Source organism: Bacillus nitratireducens, from assembly GCF_001884135.1.
GTDB lineage: Bacteria > Bacillota > Bacilli > Bacillales > Bacillaceae_G > Bacillus_A > Bacillus_A nitratireducens.
The window spans coordinates 73,492-88,330 of sequence record NZ_MAOC01000020.1; the positions used below are offsets into that span (position 1 = coordinate 73,492).

The 14,839-nt window shown below is 34.3% G+C and carries 19 protein-coding genes; 12 read left to right on the forward strand and 7 right to left on the reverse strand.

Annotation, left to right across the window (positions count from 1 at the left end; all coding sequences use genetic code 11):
- Positions 1 to 129 precede the first annotated feature (129 nt).
- The 6 genes from BAU23_RS05840 to BAU23_RS05865 all read left to right on the forward strand — a co-directional run bounded on the left by BAU23_RS05840 (position 130) and on the right by BAU23_RS05865 (position 3,281).
- On the forward strand, positions 130 to 966 hold the full coding sequence (locus BAU23_RS05840; protein WP_016079227.1) for a TrmB family transcriptional regulator: 837 nt from the start codon (positions 130 to 132) through the stop codon (positions 964 to 966).
- Entirely contained in the window at positions 959 to 1,684 is a 726-nt protein-coding gene (locus BAU23_RS05845; RefSeq protein ID WP_000030492.1) for an AzlC family ABC transporter permease, read from the forward strand. Before BAU23_RS05840 ends, BAU23_RS05845 begins: the two co-directional genes overlap by 8 nt.
- Positions 1,675 to 1,986 (forward strand): AzlD domain-containing protein, encoded by a 312-nt coding sequence (locus tag BAU23_RS05850; RefSeq protein WP_071733754.1) that lies wholly within the window; start codon positions 1,675 to 1,677, stop codon positions 1,984 to 1,986. The genes BAU23_RS05845 and BAU23_RS05850 overlap by 10 nt, the downstream gene beginning before the upstream one ends.
- A 62-nt stretch (positions 1,987 to 2,048) precedes the next feature.
- Positions 2,049 to 2,219, forward strand: a complete 171-nt coding sequence (locus tag BAU23_RS05855; RefSeq protein WP_000602249.1) for a DUF3951 domain-containing protein — start codon at positions 2,049 to 2,051, stop codon at positions 2,217 to 2,219.
- A gap of 86 nt (positions 2,220 to 2,305) precedes the next feature.
- A complete protein-coding gene (locus tag BAU23_RS05860; protein ID WP_071733756.1) occupies positions 2,306 to 2,890 on the forward strand; it encodes a TetR/AcrR family transcriptional regulator in 585 nt (194 codons plus the stop codon).
- A complete protein-coding gene (locus tag BAU23_RS05865) occupies positions 2,883 to 3,281 on the forward strand; it encodes a DUF5367 family protein (RefSeq protein ID WP_071733758.1) in 399 nt (132 codons plus the stop codon). Before BAU23_RS05860 ends, BAU23_RS05865 begins: the two co-directional genes overlap by 8 nt.
- Before the next feature lie 27 nt (positions 3,282 to 3,308).
- Here BAU23_RS05865 and BAU23_RS05870 read toward each other — a convergent pair whose 3' ends face one another.
- The 5 genes from BAU23_RS05870 to BAU23_RS05890 form a co-directional block, all read right to left on the reverse strand.
- Positions 3,309 to 3,668, reverse strand: a complete 360-nt coding sequence (locus BAU23_RS05870; RefSeq protein ID WP_000176479.1) for a hypothetical protein — start codon at positions 3,666 to 3,668, stop codon at positions 3,309 to 3,311.
- An 11-nt stretch (positions 3,669 to 3,679) separates the two neighbouring features.
- Positions 3,680 to 4,273, reverse strand: a complete 594-nt coding sequence (locus BAU23_RS05875; protein WP_071733760.1) for a dienelactone hydrolase family protein — start codon at positions 4,271 to 4,273, stop codon at positions 3,680 to 3,682.
- Positions 4,274 to 4,276: 3 nt separating this feature from the next.
- The gene (locus BAU23_RS05880) at positions 4,277 to 4,612 is read right to left on the reverse strand and encodes an antibiotic biosynthesis monooxygenase family protein (RefSeq protein ID WP_071733762.1); all 336 of its coding nucleotides are present in this window, start codon (positions 4,610 to 4,612) and stop codon (positions 4,277 to 4,279) included.
- A 186-nt stretch (positions 4,613 to 4,798) separates the two neighbouring features.
- Positions 4,799 to 4,978: an H-type small acid-soluble spore protein gene (locus BAU23_RS05885; protein ID WP_071733763.1), complete on the reverse strand. Its 180-nt coding sequence runs from the start codon at positions 4,976 to 4,978 to the stop codon at positions 4,799 to 4,801.
- A 69-nt stretch (positions 4,979 to 5,047) separates the two neighbouring features.
- A complete protein-coding gene (locus tag BAU23_RS05890) occupies positions 5,048 to 6,262 on the reverse strand; it encodes a helix-turn-helix domain-containing protein (protein WP_000212375.1) in 1,215 nt (404 codons plus the stop codon).
- 118 nt (positions 6,263 to 6,380) lie between these two features.
- Here BAU23_RS05890 and BAU23_RS05895 point away from each other — a divergent pair, with 118 nt between their 5' ends.
- Both BAU23_RS05895 and BAU23_RS05900 read left to right on the forward strand, forming a co-directional pair.
- Positions 6,381 to 7,649 carry an MFS transporter gene (locus tag BAU23_RS05895; RefSeq protein WP_000503116.1) on the forward strand — a complete coding sequence of 423 codons (1,269 nt, stop codon included), beginning with the start codon at positions 6,381 to 6,383 and terminating at the stop codon, positions 7,647 to 7,649.
- A 126-nt stretch (positions 7,650 to 7,775) separates the two neighbouring features.
- Positions 7,776 to 8,300 (forward strand): COG3014 family protein, encoded by a 525-nt coding sequence (locus tag BAU23_RS05900; RefSeq protein WP_071733765.1) that lies wholly within the window; start codon positions 7,776 to 7,778, stop codon positions 8,298 to 8,300.
- 40 nt (positions 8,301 to 8,340) lie between these two features.
- Here BAU23_RS05900 and BAU23_RS05905 read toward each other — a convergent pair whose 3' ends face one another.
- Positions 8,341 to 9,234: a LysR family transcriptional regulator gene (locus tag BAU23_RS05905; RefSeq protein ID WP_016129082.1), complete on the reverse strand. Its 894-nt coding sequence runs from the start codon at positions 9,232 to 9,234 to the stop codon at positions 8,341 to 8,343.
- Positions 9,235 to 9,395: 161 nt separating this feature from the next.
- On the opposite strand from BAU23_RS05905, the gene BAU23_RS05910 reads away from it, so the two are divergent.
- The 4 genes from BAU23_RS05910 to BAU23_RS05925 are packed head-to-tail and all read left to right on the forward strand — an operon-like array spanning position 9,396 to position 14,333.
- Positions 9,396 to 10,388 carry an ABC transporter ATP-binding protein gene (locus BAU23_RS05910; RefSeq protein WP_071733767.1) on the forward strand — a complete coding sequence of 331 codons (993 nt, stop codon included), beginning with the start codon at positions 9,396 to 9,398 and terminating at the stop codon, positions 10,386 to 10,388.
- The gene (locus tag BAU23_RS05915) at positions 10,366 to 11,391 is read left to right on the forward strand and encodes an ABC transporter substrate-binding protein (protein ID WP_071733769.1); all 1,026 of its coding nucleotides are present in this window, start codon (positions 10,366 to 10,368) and stop codon (positions 11,389 to 11,391) included. The genes BAU23_RS05910 and BAU23_RS05915 overlap by 23 nt, the downstream gene beginning before the upstream one ends.
- 12 nt (positions 11,392 to 11,403) lie before the next feature.
- Positions 11,404 to 13,074 carry an ABC transporter permease gene (locus BAU23_RS05920; protein ID WP_071733771.1) on the forward strand — a complete coding sequence of 557 codons (1,671 nt, stop codon included), beginning with the start codon at positions 11,404 to 11,406 and terminating at the stop codon, positions 13,072 to 13,074.
- Complete coding sequence (locus tag BAU23_RS05925; protein WP_071733773.1) at positions 13,071 to 14,333, forward strand: MBL fold metallo-hydrolase; 1,263 nt, start codon at positions 13,071 to 13,073, stop codon at positions 14,331 to 14,333. The genes BAU23_RS05920 and BAU23_RS05925 overlap by 4 nt, the downstream gene beginning before the upstream one ends.
- Before the next feature lie 59 nt (positions 14,334 to 14,392).
- Here the strand turns inward: BAU23_RS05925 and BAU23_RS05930 are convergent, their stop codons facing one another.
- Positions 14,393 to 14,815 carry a YfmQ family protein gene (locus BAU23_RS05930; RefSeq protein WP_000214584.1) on the reverse strand — a complete coding sequence of 141 codons (423 nt, stop codon included), beginning with the start codon at positions 14,813 to 14,815 and terminating at the stop codon, positions 14,393 to 14,395.
- Positions 14,816 to 14,839: the final 24 nt, after the last annotated feature.

The following is a 14,839-nucleotide window of genomic DNA, read 5'->3' on the forward strand; positions in this document are numbered from 1 at the left end:
TTTCAAAATTTCAGAATTATCAATTGACTTTATAGATCTTCTTTTTTATATTGGTAGGTATAATAATAACTACTAATATAAAATGTATCGTTTTGAAATGAGAGTTATTTAGATTGTGAGGGATTACCGATGGATGAAATTATAAAAGAATTACAAAAGTTAGGTTTTTCTCAATATGAATGTAAAGCGTATATTGGTTTATTAAAACATTCCCCAGTAACAGGTTATGAAGTTAGTAAACAAACAGGAGTACCCCGTTCGATGATTTATGAAGTACTTGGCAAGTTGATGGATAAAGGTGCAGTACATTTAGTCCCTTCTGAACCAGTGAAATATGTACCAGTACCAGCTACTGAATTAATGGATCGAATGCGAAAATCCTTTGAAAAATCCTTTGAATTTTTAGATCGAAAATTAAATTGTTTAGAGCAGGAGCGACAAATTGATGTAATTTCGCATATTCGCTCGAATGATCGTGTTTTAAAAGAAATATGCAATATAATTAATAGAGCAAAGGAAGAGTTATGGATTTCTGTATGGGAAGATCAAGTGCATGAGATTGAACCGCTTATTCATACAAAGGAAGCGGAAGGAGTACATATATTTTCAATCTTATTTGGTGCCCCAGAAACAAAAATAGGAGCGACATTTCATCATAATTATATGACGCCTCACGTTGTTGAAAAGAGAATGGGCGGTCATTTAACTGTTATCGCACGTGATGGGGAAGAAGTGTTAATTGCTAACTTCTCAAATGATAGCACTTCATGGGCCGTTACAACGTACGATCCAGCTTTAGTTCTCGTTGCTACGGAATATGTGCGGCACGACATTATGGTGGAAGAGATTACAAAGGAATTTGGAGCTGATAAGTTAGATACGTTATGGCGTGAGAATATAGATTTAGTTCATGTCGTAACAGGAAAACGGACTATGGAAGGAATGGAGGATGATACGAATGAGTAAAGCTCAGGCCCATGTAGCTTTGCAGAGCGATGATACATTTCAGCAAGGAGTAAAAGATTGTTTACCAACTGTATTTGGTTATTTAAGTATCGGTATAGCAGCTGGTGTAATTGCAAAAACAGCAGGTTTCTCCATCATTGAAATTGCGTTTATGTCCACTTTAATTTATGCAGGTTCTGCCCAATTTATATTAGCTGGTATGTATGCAGCTGGCGCTCCTGCTTCAGCAATCATTTTCACCGTCTTTTTTGTTAATTTACGCCACCTTCTAATGAGTGCTGCCCTTGCACCATACTTTACGAAACTTCCTCTATTAAAAAATGTAATTATCGGTTCTCAAATTACAGATGAAACTTTCGGTGTTGCAGTGCAGCATGCAGCGCAAAAAGGTTATTTAGGTGAAAGGTGGATGCTAGGACTAAATGTAACAGCATATTTAAATTGGATTATCGCTACAATTATCGGAGGGCTCTTTGGTGAATGGATACCAGATCCACATACGTACGGGATGGATTATGCATTACCAGCAATGTTTATCGGATTATTTGTTCTTCAGCTCATAAGTAGTAAACCGAAATTAGCAATTCATCTTACTGTTGCAATTGTAGCGATTATTATCGCATATGTTTCACACTTATTTATGCCAGACAGTATAGCAGTTATTATCGCAACATTACTAGCTGCGACGATTGGAGTGGTGATTGAAAAATGGAAATGAGATTAGACATATTATTACTTTTACTAGCAGCAGGAGCTGTCACACTCGTGCCACGTATTTTACCTCTTCTCGTATTTAGTAAACTACAAATTCCAGACTGGGGTTTGAAGTGGTTGAATTACATACCGATCGCGATATTAGCAGCACTTTTAGCTCAAGTACTATTTATGCACGAGACGGTGCAGTGGGATTACCTTATTGCGGCAATTCCAACATTTCTTGTTGCAATATATACTCGTAGTCTATTAGGAACAGTATTAACAGGCGTCATTGTGATTATTTTGTTACGTTTCTTTTTCTAAAAAGGATTCCATTCATATAATAGCGAACAGTGTAATAATATGAAACATATAGGGGTGGTGTTATGATACTTTTAACGATAGGAGCAATTTTATTAACGTTATTTACTTTCTTTATTATCGGCTTTATTACGTTTATGATGTTTGTTGATAAGGCGACACCTCAAATTTATTATACACCTTGTGAAACTATGACAATAAAATCTAAAGGTAAAAATAGAAGGAAGAAAAGTTGATATAGGCTTTTCTTCCTTCTGTTTTATCTGATTTTTCTGTATAATTTAAGTTAGTTATTCAACTAACTTAAAAGGTGGTGATATAAATGGCAAAGCCGAATGTTGTGAACAAGCAGAAGTTACTAGAAGCAGCAAAAGAAATTATTACAGAGCATGGGATGGAAAAATTAACGTTAAAAGCAGTCGCAGAAAATGCTAAAGTTACACAAGGTACCGTATATTATCATTTTAAAACGAAGGATCAATTATTGCTTGAAGTGACTGAATCGTTTTGTAAAGAGTCGTGGGAACAGATAGGAAAGGATGTACAGCTAGAAAATGCTTTACAATCTGCTAAAAGTAGATGTGTGAAAGATTCAATGTATCATCATTTGTTTTTTCAATTAGTAGCTAGTGGGCTACAAAATGATGCGATGAAAGAAAAAATTGGCGAACTGTTACATTATGAAAATCAAGAGTTAAAAGGAGCTTTAGATACAAAAATAGGGGATGCAATCACATCACAAATTTCAACTGAAACGTGGAGTATTTTATGTAATGCATTAATTGACGGGCTGGCATTACAAGTCTTATTCAATCCATCTTTTTCTACAGATAAAGTATATGGTGATTTGCACATGCTCATGGAAAAGTTTATAGCGCTACAAGAGGGAGGTAGTGGGAGTGCATAATAAACTGTGGCTCACTATTTTATTTTCTATTGGGATATGGTTTTTTGCCTCAGCATTTTTTATTGTTTTCGGATCTTCAGTTTTATTAGAATACACTTCAAATGAATTTTTTCTACAAATGACGTTTCTCGAATTAGGAACAGCTATAGCTTTATACTTTGTAATGTGGCTATATCAAAAACTGGACACTTCGAAATATGCAGTTATTAAGTTAGGTATATGTGGCACAGTAATTGGTTTAACCTTAGATTCTTACATCTTGTATAACTCTTCTAATATATTTTCACAATTATCCTCACAGCAAATCATATCATTTACCATTTGGATGGTTATTGCTTATGCTTTCTATTTAATAATTCCTTTAGTTATGGAACGAAAAAAATTGTTGTAAAGAGGTGTTTTCTCCTCTTTACAACAATTACATTCCCGAAAGAACTAACAACAATAAACCAAATAGAAAACTAATAAAGGAAAGAAAACCAATACATATTGAGAATACACGATTGTTTCTCCATTCGCGCCAGAAAACGATAAATCCTAAAATACAAAGAAAAAACCAAATGGGCAGGAATATGAACTCGCTAACTTTCTCGGGAAGTAAACCATAAAAAGTTGTTAAATATAAGATCCAATTTGTAAAAAATAACATGCAAACGATAATAGATTGTAAGTGGGGGCGTTTGAAAAACTCCCCTTTTTTTACGGTTGTAAAAATGATAGTTAGCGCTAATATAAATGCAATGAATATGAAAAAAAGTAAGAGTAATGTAAGCGTCATTTGAATCTCCTTTATAAGATTGTTTTTGCAAGAAATGAATCTATTACATTGTATGCTTGCTTTGTAGAGTTCTCGCTATATTTTTCAGTGTACGGATTTAAAAATCCATGTTCGCCATGTAGTTGTTTTATTTCTAATAGCGGATTCCTTTGTTGCTGCAATGCTTTCATTAAAGAGGGTACTGAAAAACTAGCTTCTTGTTCAGGGAAAATAAGTAATGTAGCACATGTAGGTTTAATGTGAACATAGTCACGTATACGGGAACCGTAACATCCAATCATAAAATCTATTTTTGGATTGTTACTACAGAGCCAAGCGATGGTAGCCCCAACACTAAAGCCGATAAGTCCTATATGCGTGTAATCATTTGAAAGGGTAGAAATTACCTCATTAATTTGTTCTTTCCCATAATCAAATCCAATATGATTCATAAAATATTGATATGCTTTTTCTTCATCACTATAATGAAATGAATTTTGTAGTTGTAAAAGGTTAGGACAGAATACATCTATATAAGATGTATTGAAGTGGTCAATAACATGATGCATATGATCGTTCACACCGTATATTTCATGAATAGCAACGAGAGCCAATTTTTTCTTCATAAGTTACAAGGTACCTCTATGAAACTTATATTCTTTCTCAACAAGGCAGATACGCAGGTGGAAGTTTTCATACCATTGTTCACGGCCCCTTTTTTTTGCTTCTTTATGTAAGGCGTTCTTTTTCCAATTTTCAATTGCTTCAAGTGAATCCCAATAAGAAATAGTAATTCCGAGTCCGGAATGATCACGTGCGCTTTCGACACCTAAAAATCCAGTTTGCTGTTTCGCAAGATGCTCCATCTTTTCGGCAACGGCATTATAGTCTGCTGTATCACTTGATAAATTAGAAGTGAATATAACTGCATAATAGGGCTTGTTTTTTTCTAAATCAGATTTCATTATCTTTCCCCCTTAATGTATAGTGCGAATAATTAATTCATAGTTTGTATTTTAGCAGGTTAAAAAAAGAAAAGAAGTAGAAGATTCTTATTTTTTTAGGTGTTGTAAAACAGAGGGTAGAAGGAATTTATATTAAGTAATCTAAAGTAAGAAAAATGCCACTTCAAAAAATTGAAGTGGCATTTCTTATATTTCCTCTAAGCTATTAACTGGAACCGTTAATTCGCGTCCTGGGTTTTGTACTTCATATATGCGGGCGGTTTCGTTACTTTCGTCGACGTGTTGAATCATAACAGGCATGCCTTGAAAACTTACATTAGCTTGCTCCGCTGAAACAGAAAGCTCTATTGCACGTTGAATATTCATTTATATTCCTCCCATCATTATTATTATCTTTGCTAAAAAGGAGGAATAATATACCATTTCGAGACATTCTTAAAGTTTTTGTATTATTTGTAATGTTTTTTTAATAAATACAGAGAAAACAGAATCCGGATACGATTGTATCATTTCATTTGCTTTTGTTGCTTCTTCAAGAGCTCTTTTTTTATCATCCAGTTTGACGTAACAAAGGGCACGATATGCACCTGCTGTTGTAAGCCACGATTGATCAAGCGGATGGTTCATATAATCTGGTATAATACCACGTTGCAGTGCTTGTAAAGCTTCTTCGTAACGTTTTAATCCGTATAAAGATTTTCCTTTTTCAAGATAATACAATCCGTCGTCTTGAAAAATGGGCTGATCTTTTAGTTTTTCTCGATATTGTTCTAGATGTTTTAATGCGATTGTATATTCATTAGTAATCGTGTTGTAGTAGTAAGCTTTTAAAATATTAGTCATCGCAATGGATAGAGTATCTTCTGTAAAAATGGCAAATTGCTCAGATTTTTTTATGTAATATAAATAACGCTCTTTATCAACTGTAATGACTTTTTGGTAAGATAAAATCCGGTAAAATACATCTGTTTTATAATACACTTGATGTTTTTTTGAAAATGCGAGTGTCTCTAATATCGTTTCTTCACATTTTTCATAATCGCCACATGCTAGTAATATGATGGCTTCATATAAACATAAATCAATATGTATAATAAGATCCATTTCTAAATGTTTCTCTTCATAATCATTTCTAATATTAGATATAAGTTGTAAACATTCTGCATACTTTTTACGTGTGAATATCGCAAAAGATAATTTTAATTTTGTTTCCGTACTGTCTCGGTATAACTTATATTTTTCGAAAATAGAAACAGCTTTTTCTACGTAAGATTCAATGTTGTAATCTTTCATAATTACCGCAGCAGTTACGAATTGTTTGTATATACGAGCCGTATTTAAAGTAGAAGGGAGCTCTTTTTGAACGATAGGTAGTAAAGCCTTGTACACTTCATCACATTTGTTTTCCTTTATGAGTTGCTCCATTTTTGTAATGAGTTCTACAATTTCTCCATCATCATCTTCTAATAAAAAACTCGCTTCACATTCAAGTTTTTCAGCGATATATTGTAATGTTTTCATGGAAGGTGTAGCTTTTCCATTTTCAATTTGACTAAGCATACTTTTTGTAAGTTTCGAACCTGCCAGTTCTGTTTGTGTAAGTTTTTTTTCTTTACGTAACGCTTTAATTTTTTCACCGAGAGTTGCCATATTATTGCTCCTTTATAATTGGAAAGTTAAATTGTATTTAACTTTTTGTTGTAAAAATTGGAAAGTCGATTATATAATAAGTTTAACACAATTTAACTTTTAAGGGGAGAGAGTCATTATGGGAGATGTAAGTATAGGACAACATGATACAAGAATGAAGATTGCAACGAGAAATATTATTTTAATGATGATTGGAAAGATGACGTCTTTATTAGGGGCAGGAATTTATACATTTGCCATGGGGTTATACGTTTTAAAGACAACTGGTTCAGGAATGGGTTTTGCAACTACGCTCGTTTGCGGATCACTTCCAAGGATGATTTGTGGTCCGATTGCGGGTGCTGTAGCTGACCGTGTGAATCGAAAGTGGCTTGTCATTGGCACTGATTTATTAAGTAGCTTAACGATGCTTATTATGTTTATTCTTGCTACTATATTTGGACCATCACTTCTTTTTATTTATGTTTCAGCAGCATTATTATCAATTTGTGCAAGTTTTTATTCTGTTGCATTAACTTCGTCTATTCCTAATTTAGTAGATGAGGGGCGTATTCAAAAAGCGAGTGCTTTAAATCAAACGGCGGCTTCTTTATCAAATATATTAGGGCCGATTATTGGCGGAGTTGTATTTGGTTTCATTTCCATTAAGTCGTTCTTTTTGTTAAATAGTATTACATTCTTTTTAGCAGTGATTGTGCAATTATTTATCGTATTTGATTTATACAAAAAAGAAGTGGCTGAGAGTAAAGAGCGTTTCTTGACGAGTATAAAAGAAGGATTTTCATATGTAAAACGACAGCATGAAATATATGGTCTAATGAAAATAGCGCTGTGGGTAAACTTTTTTGCGTGTGGGCTAACCGTAGCACTTCCATATATTATCGTCCATACATTGCATCTATCTTCAAAGCAACTCGGTACTGTAGAGGGAATGTTAGCAGTCGGGATGCTAATGGGTGCGATTGCTTTATCAGTGCGTAAAGAAGTGAAGAATCCGTTTCGTTCTATTTATACTGGACTGTTTTTATTTGCGGGTTTAAGTTTATGTACAGTCTTCCCATTGTTAGTTACCATTCCCAAAGTGGCAAGTTTTATTTACTATATTGCTTTTATGATGTTAACGGGTATATCAATTATGATTGTAAATATTCCGATGCAAGTACATATGCAAAAAACGACAGATCCGAGCTATTTAGGGCGTGTGTTTGGCCTACTTGAAACAATTGCTACTGCAATCGCACCACTCGGTATGATTGTATATGGGTTATTATTAGATATGTTGCCAACTAGCATTGTTATGATGACATTAGGCGGAGGTTTATTGTTAGTTGTATTAGTTGGAGTAAAGCAACATATGGCGAAAAAACAAGTGGATGTGTCGGCTTAAAAATAAGAAAATAATAAAAATTTAACTTATCATTATAAAAATGACCGAATTAGTATTTTAGTTTTTGAAACTCTTTTTCATGTGTGTTACAGTAAGGTGAGCAGGCAAAGAAAAGGAGAAAACATCATGAAAAAATTAAGTTTTGTTATGCTTTTTCTATTAGTCATAATGGCTGGATGCAGTAATTATGACACGTATATTGAAACAGGTATGCAATCATTGAAAAATGAAAAATATAGTGATGCGATTATGTGGTTTGAAAAAGCGGAAAAAGAGAAAACAGGAAATGAAGCGAAGGCATATAAAGAAGTCGCTCAGTTATTGGATCGCGGTGCGACAGCATTAAAAGATGGTAAGTATTTAGAAACGAAAGATATTGCAAATGAAGTGCTACAAAAGAAAAAAGACGATGCACTTGAAAAAGCTGTAACATCAAATGCAGAGGATATGCTTCAAAAAGCAAAAGATGTGGAAAAGAAAGTAAATGAAAGAGTGGCAAAGCATAGAAAGGTAGAAGAAGAAGGAATCGATAAACTTATTGAAGCTGTCGATAGTATAGATGAAGTGAAAGAAAAAGAGAAAAAAGTGTCAGAAGCAATAGATAAGGCTGAAGAGGCACAAGCAAAAATTGAGGAAAAGAAAAATAAATAGAGTTATAGTTTAAAAGGCTGTCGTGTATAACGACAGCCTTTTAATTTTTTTCTGCAAAAGAAGTAATGCTATGTAGTAAAAAAGAAATTATTTTAGAATTCCATCTGTCCTCATGATGAATGGTATAAATATTACGCTGAAATTCAAAATCAGGGATCGGTATATAGCATAGCTCATTTCGCTGTACTTCTTGTTCAATAGCAAGTTTGGAAATAAAGGCGACACCATTACCATATTTTAAAATTTGTTTCATCGTTTCTAATGAATCTAATTCAATTTCAGATTGAAATGTAATGTTATGTGCTAACGTCCATTGTGTAAGTAAATCTCTCGTTGTAGATGGGTTACGATGCAATAGTATACGCTCCTTCTCGATATCTTGTAATGATATATTTTCTTTTTTAGAAAAATGATGTTCTTTGGAGAAAGCAAGAACAAGTGTATCAGGTATTATATTCGTTTGTTTTAAAGGTGGTTCATCAAATGGTGCAGCAGAAATTATCCCGAGATCAATTTCATGATTTTGTAGCATCGTTCGAATTTCAGGAGCTGTTTTTACCATGAGTGTAATTTTTACATTGGGAAATTCGCATTGAAATTGGTGAACAACTTCTGGTAAAAGATAAGTCGCTGGAACATAACTAGCACCAATTGTTATAGCGCCTTTATTAAAATCTTTAAACTCTTGTGTGACCCGCCTAGCTTCTTTCATAAGTGCATCTATTTTGCAAGCATAATGATGCAATGCCTCACCAGCCTCTGTTAAAAAATATCTTCCAGAACGTAATTCAAATAAAGACACACCGAGTTCTTCTTCTAAGCTTTTTATATGAAAGGTAATAGTAGGTTGTTTAACGCCAAGTTTTTCTGCAACAAGCGTAAGTTTTTTGTATTTCTTAATAAGCACTACAACTTCTAATTTTAAGAGATTCATAATAAGTGGGCCCCTTTTTCTTTTAACTATAGAAAAAATCTATAGAAATAAATAGTTTATTAGAGATTTTTTAATTTAATCTTTACAGTACATTAACATTCAGTATAAATCTTCCAGATAGAATGAAAGCAGGTTAAGGATGAGGGGAGAGGGGTGAAACGATGGATATTAAAATTCATGGATTAGAAAAGGCATTTGGAAAAACGCAGGCGTTAAAGCCTTTACAGATTGTAATGAAAAAAGGAGAATTCACTACACTTTTAGGACCTTCAGGATGCGGGAAAACGACTTTACTTAGAATGATTGCAGGGCTTGAAGAACCAGATAAAGGTGAAATATATTTTGGAGATAAGTGCATGTATTCTTCGACAAAAAAAATAAAAACATCTCCTCATGAACGGAATATCGGTATGGTATTTCAAGATTTTGCTTTATGGCCGCATATGACTGTATTTGAAAATGTTGCATTTGGTTTAAGGGCTACAAAGCAAACGAATCAATTAAGAGAAAAGGTAGAAGATGCGATAAAGCGAGTTCGTTTGCAAGGTATGGAGAAAAGATATCCGCATGAACTCTCAGGTGGACAGCAGCAACGTGTTGCATTTGCTAGAGCAATTGTAACAAAGCCTCATTTTATTTTGTTCGATGAACCGTTAAGTGCACTTGATGCAATTTTGCGAGAAGAAATGCGATTAGAACTTATGGACATCGTTCATTCAATTGGTTTAACGGCATTGTATGTAACACATGATCAAACAGAAGCCATGTCAATGTCAGACCAAATTATTGTCATGAAACGGGGTGAAGTATTACAAAAAGGAACACCAGAAGACATTTATTTGAAACCGTCTCATGAATTTGTTGCAAAGTTTGTTGGCAAAGCAAATTGGCTTGTAGAGAATAAACAAATGATTCGTCCAGAGCACGTGAGCTGGACAAAAAATGACGTGTGCGATACGTATACAGGTGAAATTCAGTACGTTACATATGTAGGAGAACGTTATGAAGTGAAAGTAAATATGGGGACACTCGGTGTATGGACAGCTTATCACAATAGTAAGCTAAGCGTCGGTAAACCGGTATCGTTATATGTACCAAAAAAATGTATTCATCATATAGGGGGAGAATCGTATGAAGAAATTCAGTTCGCTTAAGTCTTTATTTGTATGTACTTTACTATTTTCTGCAGTAGTAACAGGTTGTAGTTCAAAGACAGGTAGTGCAGATGCAAAAAGTAAAAATACTAATGAAAAGAAAATTGTTGTATATAGTGCAGGGCCAAAAGGATTAGCAGAAAAAATTCAAAAAGACTTTGAAAAGAAAAGCGGTATAAAAGTGGAAATGTTTCAAGGAACAACTGGTAAGATTTTAGCGAGAATGGAAGCTGAAAAGAAAAATCCAGTCGTTGATGTTGTCGTACTCGCTTCTTTACCAGCGATGGAAGGATTAAAGAAAGATGGTCAAACGTTAGCTTATAAAGAAGCGAAACAAGCTGATAAGCTTCGTCCAGAATGGTCGGATGATAAAGGACATTATTTCGGGTATAGTGCTTCAGCATTAGGAATTGTGTACAACACAAAAAATGTGAAGACAGCGCCTGAAGATTGGAGCGATATAACGAAAGGGGAATGGAAAGGGAAAGTGAATATTCCAGATCCAGCACTTTCAGGGTCGGCTTTAGACTTTGTAACAGGATACGTGAAAAAGAATGGAAAAGATGGATGGAATTTATTTGAACAGCTTAAGAAAAATGAAGTTACAGTAGCAGGGGCAAACCAAGAAGCGTTAGATCCAGTAGTAACAGGTGCGAAAGATATGGTAATTGCGGGTGTTGATTATATGACGTATAGTGCAAAAGTAAAGGGTGAACCGGTTGATATCGTATATCCAAAAAGCGGAACAGCCATTAGTCCACGTGCGGCAGGCATTATGAAGGATAGTAAAAATGTAGAAGGTGCAAAAGAGTTTATTGATTATTTATTATCAGATGATGTGCAAAAACAAGTTTCTAAAGCGTATTTATTGCCAGGTAGAACAGATATAAAAGCTGAAAATAGACCAAATGTAGAAGAGATTCCAGTATTAAATATTGATTGGAAAACAGTTGAGAAAGAACAAGATGAAATAGGAAAACAATTTAAGAAAGTATTTCAATAAGATGGTGATTACATGGTAAATCGATTCGTATCAGTAAGACAAGTTGGAATGACGGCAGCGTTGTTACTTGTGGCGATGTTAATCGTCATTCCGCTTTGTCTCATTTTATTTTCTAGTGTATATGAAAATAGTGGATGGAATTTTTTAAAGCCTTTTGAAGTCATGCAGAGTGGTGGATTAGCTGGGATTTTTCTAAATTCGATTCTGCTAGGTGTACTCGTTGTAATAGGAGCTACCGTATTTGCATTTCCATTGGCATTCATTATGAGTAAAACAGATGTTGGAAAGTATAGTAAGTTAGATATTATTTTTATGATTCCATTTATGACCCCGCCCTATATCGGATCGATGGGCTGGATTTTGTTCATGCAACCTAACGGCTATTTTGAACAATTTTTTCCAGGCTTAAAGTCGATTTCATCATCGTTTTTTAGTTTAGGCGGTATGGTTTTAATTATGAGTCTGCATTTATTTCCATTTCTTTATTTCATGTTAAAAAACACGTTACTTCAAATTGGAAGTAGTAAAGAAGAAGCTGCAGCAGTTCATGGCGGAAGCTTCCTCTACCGTTTAAGAAAAATAATATTGCCGTTATTGGTATCAAGTTATGTAATGGGAGCTTTACTCATTTTCGTAAAGACGATTGCTGAATTTGGAACACCAGCTACATTCGGACGTAGAATAGGATTTCATGTGCTAACATCAGAAATCCATAAATTTATTTCGAGTTGGCCAATTGATTTTAGTAGTGCAACAGCATTATCTTCTTTATTACTAAGTGCGTGTATGCTTATTTGGTATATGCAAAATGTATTGAATCGAAAGTATTCATATGCCATGGTTAGTGGAAAAGGTGTGAAATCTAAAAGGTATACTTTGTCTATATTTGCGCGCGTTATAGCATGGTTTTATGTAATTGGTTTACTAATAGTAGCAATTGGCATTCCATACTTTTCTATACTGATCGCTTCATTGTCGAAATTAAGAGGTGGTGGCTTACATGTAAATAACTTTACAACGAGCCATTATGAAGCATTGTTTACAATGGGTTCTCCAGGATTAGAAGCTTTATGGAACAGTTTTCTTTTTTCACTCGTAACAGCGATTGTTGCTGTAGTTATTGGAGTCTTTTTAGCACTTATGATTCGAAAGGGGAAAAATCCCTCTGAAAAATGGCTTGATATGTGCGGTATGTTACCGAATATGGTACCAGGAATAGTGATGGTTGTAGGGCTTATTTTATTTTGGAATTCACCATATATGCCTATGTCAATTTACAATACACCTGTCATGGTTATCGTAACGTATGTGGTTCTTTTTCTACCTTATACGGTGCAGTATGTAAAAGCTTCGCTCGGACAAATTGATGATTCTCTTATACAGGCGGGAAGCGTTTTTTCTGGGAACTATATTTATATTTTTAGAAAAATAATATTGCCTCTTATTATTCCAGGAATTCTTGCTGGATGGGCGATGACATTTACGATTTCGATAAGAGAGTTAGTAGCGTCGCTTCTCGTATTACCTCCATCAGTAGAAACGTCAGCAACGTTTATTTTTGCTCAATTTGAACAGGGTGAAGTATCTATAGGAATGGCGATGGCCGTTGTTTCTGTTGGACTTACAACAATGTGCTTATTACTTCTGCAACATATGGAGCAAAAACGAAAAGGGGTAGCATGATGAGGGTAGAAGTATGGGGAGGAGCAGGAGAATACGGTCGTTCCTGCTATTTTGTAAAAAATAAAGAGACGAAAATCGTATTCGATTGTGGTATTAATCGATCGTATGAGGATAGTTATCCAAAAATAGAGAGAGAAGTTGTTCCATTTTTAGATGCGGTATTTTTATCACATATTCATGAAGATCATACGATGGGTTTACCTTTATTGACGAAGTATGGATATAAGAAAAAAATTTGGACAACTCGTTATACGAAGGAGCGACTGCCAGCTTATTTTGAAAAATGGAGAAACTACAATCTGAAGCAAGGGTGGAATTTACCTTATAACGACCAAAATATTAAAGATTTAAATTATGTGTGTATTGATGAGATTGGTAATCCAAATGAATGGATACAAATTACTCCTGCATTGCGGTTTCAATGGGGGTATAGTGGACATGTATTAGGAGCTGTTTGGTTTTTAGTGGATATGTGTAATACATACGTATTTTATTCTGGGGACTATTCAGCAGAGTCTAATATACTACGAGCTAATTTACCTGAGAAGTTACGAAGCGATATAAAAATCGCAATTGTGGATGCTGCTTACCACACTGATGATGTTTCGCAAATTGAACGATTAGACGAACTATGTGCAGAAATTGAACGAGTTGCGCAAAATAAAGGAATAGCATTACTACCACTGCCTCCACTTGGTAGGGCGCAAGATATAGTATTTTATTTATATGAACGATATAAAGAATTTCCGCTTATAGTAGATAAAGAAATTTTGGTCGGTTTTGAAGAGATGTTCATATATAAAGATTGGCTGAAAAATAATGAAAAACTTGAGCGGATTCTGGAGAGTTTAAAAAGAAGCATAATAGTTATGGATAATGATATATGTATGCAAAATAGTTACGGAATAGTTGTAATGAGTGATGCGAATATGCAAACGAAACGAGCACAGTTGTATTATGAACAACTTCGGCATGAAGAACGAAATTCCATTATCTTTACTGGACATATTGCGAAAGGTAGTTTTGCAGAAAAGATGATGAAAGAACGTGTAAGTAAAGGATGTAGAGTGGAACGAGTTCCGTATAAGGTTCACCAAAGTATAAGTGATGTTAAAGAAATGTTAAATACATTATTACCAGAACATACGGTGTTAGTACACGCTTTGAAAGAGGATACGGATCAATTACAGAAAAAGCTTAGCATAGCAGGATATAAAAATGTATATTCACTTGCAATGGAATGCGTAGAATTGACTTAACATGTATAGGAAAAAAGGAATCCGTAGCCAGATGGATTCCTTTTTCTAATATATGAGTATTAAGCTAAATCAGCTGATACGAACATATCATTATTTTGAAGGTTTTTAGAGCGTAAACTATAAGCAACTACCTTCTTTTTATATTGCTTTACAACGTCGACATGTTCTTCATGACTATAAATATAAAAGGTAAAATCTTTTTTGCCACGTTTTGCATTGATAATTAAAGGAGTTCCCTCATTGTGTGGTGGTGCATAATAGCGATCTAAAAATAAACCTTCGTTAAAATCATGAATAATTTTGGATTTCTTTTCGCCTTCTAAGTTATTTCCATTGATTGTAACAGTCACATTCTCTTCTTCAAGTTGTGGATGTGTTTCGTACCTGCTAATAATGGATTCAATAACAGAGTTAGGAAGGCTAGAAACGATAATTTTAAATGCCCCAAATACAACTAACATTACAATAAACCAAGTTGTCATAGTATTTCATCCCCTTTATCCCAC

Bases quoted from the DNA above. Each gene is read 5' to 3' on its own strand.
- BAU23_RS05840 (WP_016079227.1), top strand. From the start codon at position 130: ATGGATGAAATTATAAAAGAATTACAAAAGTTAGGTTTTTCTCAATAT.
- BAU23_RS05845 (WP_000030492.1), top strand. From the start codon at position 959: ATGAGTAAAGCTCAGGCCCATGTAGCTTTGCAGAGCGATGATACATTT.
- BAU23_RS05850 (WP_071733754.1), top strand. From the start codon at position 1,675: ATGGAAATGAGATTAGACATATTATTACTTTTACTAGCAGCAGGAGCT.
- BAU23_RS05855 (WP_000602249.1), top strand. From the start codon at position 2,049: ATGATACTTTTAACGATAGGAGCAATTTTATTAACGTTATTTACTTTC.
- BAU23_RS05860 (WP_071733756.1), top strand. From the start codon at position 2,306: ATGGCAAAGCCGAATGTTGTGAACAAGCAGAAGTTACTAGAAGCAGCA.
- BAU23_RS05870 (WP_000176479.1), bottom strand. From the start codon at position 3,668: ATGACGCTTACATTACTCTTACTTTTTTTCATATTCATTGCATTTATA.
- BAU23_RS05875 (WP_071733760.1), bottom strand. From the start codon at position 4,273: ATGAAGAAAAAATTGGCTCTCGTTGCTATTCATGAAATATACGGTGTG.
- BAU23_RS05880 (WP_071733762.1), bottom strand. From the start codon at position 4,612: ATGAAATCTGATTTAGAAAAAAACAAGCCCTATTATGCAGTTATATTC.
- BAU23_RS05885 (WP_071733763.1), bottom strand. From the start codon at position 4,978: ATGAATATTCAACGTGCAATAGAGCTTTCTGTTTCAGCGGAGCAAGCT.
- BAU23_RS05890 (WP_000212375.1), bottom strand. From the start codon at position 6,262: ATGGCAACTCTCGGTGAAAAAATTAAAGCGTTACGTAAAGAAAAAAAA.
- BAU23_RS05895 (WP_000503116.1), top strand. From the start codon at position 6,381: ATGGGAGATGTAAGTATAGGACAACATGATACAAGAATGAAGATTGCA.
- BAU23_RS05900 (WP_071733765.1), top strand. From the start codon at position 7,776: ATGAAAAAATTAAGTTTTGTTATGCTTTTTCTATTAGTCATAATGGCT.
- BAU23_RS05905 (WP_016129082.1), bottom strand. From the start codon at position 9,234: ATGAATCTCTTAAAATTAGAAGTTGTAGTGCTTATTAAGAAATACAAA.
- BAU23_RS05910 (WP_071733767.1), top strand. From the start codon at position 9,396: ATGGATATTAAAATTCATGGATTAGAAAAGGCATTTGGAAAAACGCAG.
- BAU23_RS05915 (WP_071733769.1), top strand. From the start codon at position 10,366: ATGAAGAAATTCAGTTCGCTTAAGTCTTTATTTGTATGTACTTTACTA.
- BAU23_RS05920 (WP_071733771.1), top strand. From the start codon at position 11,404: ATGGTAAATCGATTCGTATCAGTAAGACAAGTTGGAATGACGGCAGCG.
- BAU23_RS05925 (WP_071733773.1), top strand. From the start codon at position 13,071: ATGATGAGGGTAGAAGTATGGGGAGGAGCAGGAGAATACGGTCGTTCC.
- BAU23_RS05930 (WP_000214584.1), bottom strand. From the start codon at position 14,815: ATGACAACTTGGTTTATTGTAATGTTAGTTGTATTTGGGGCATTTAAA.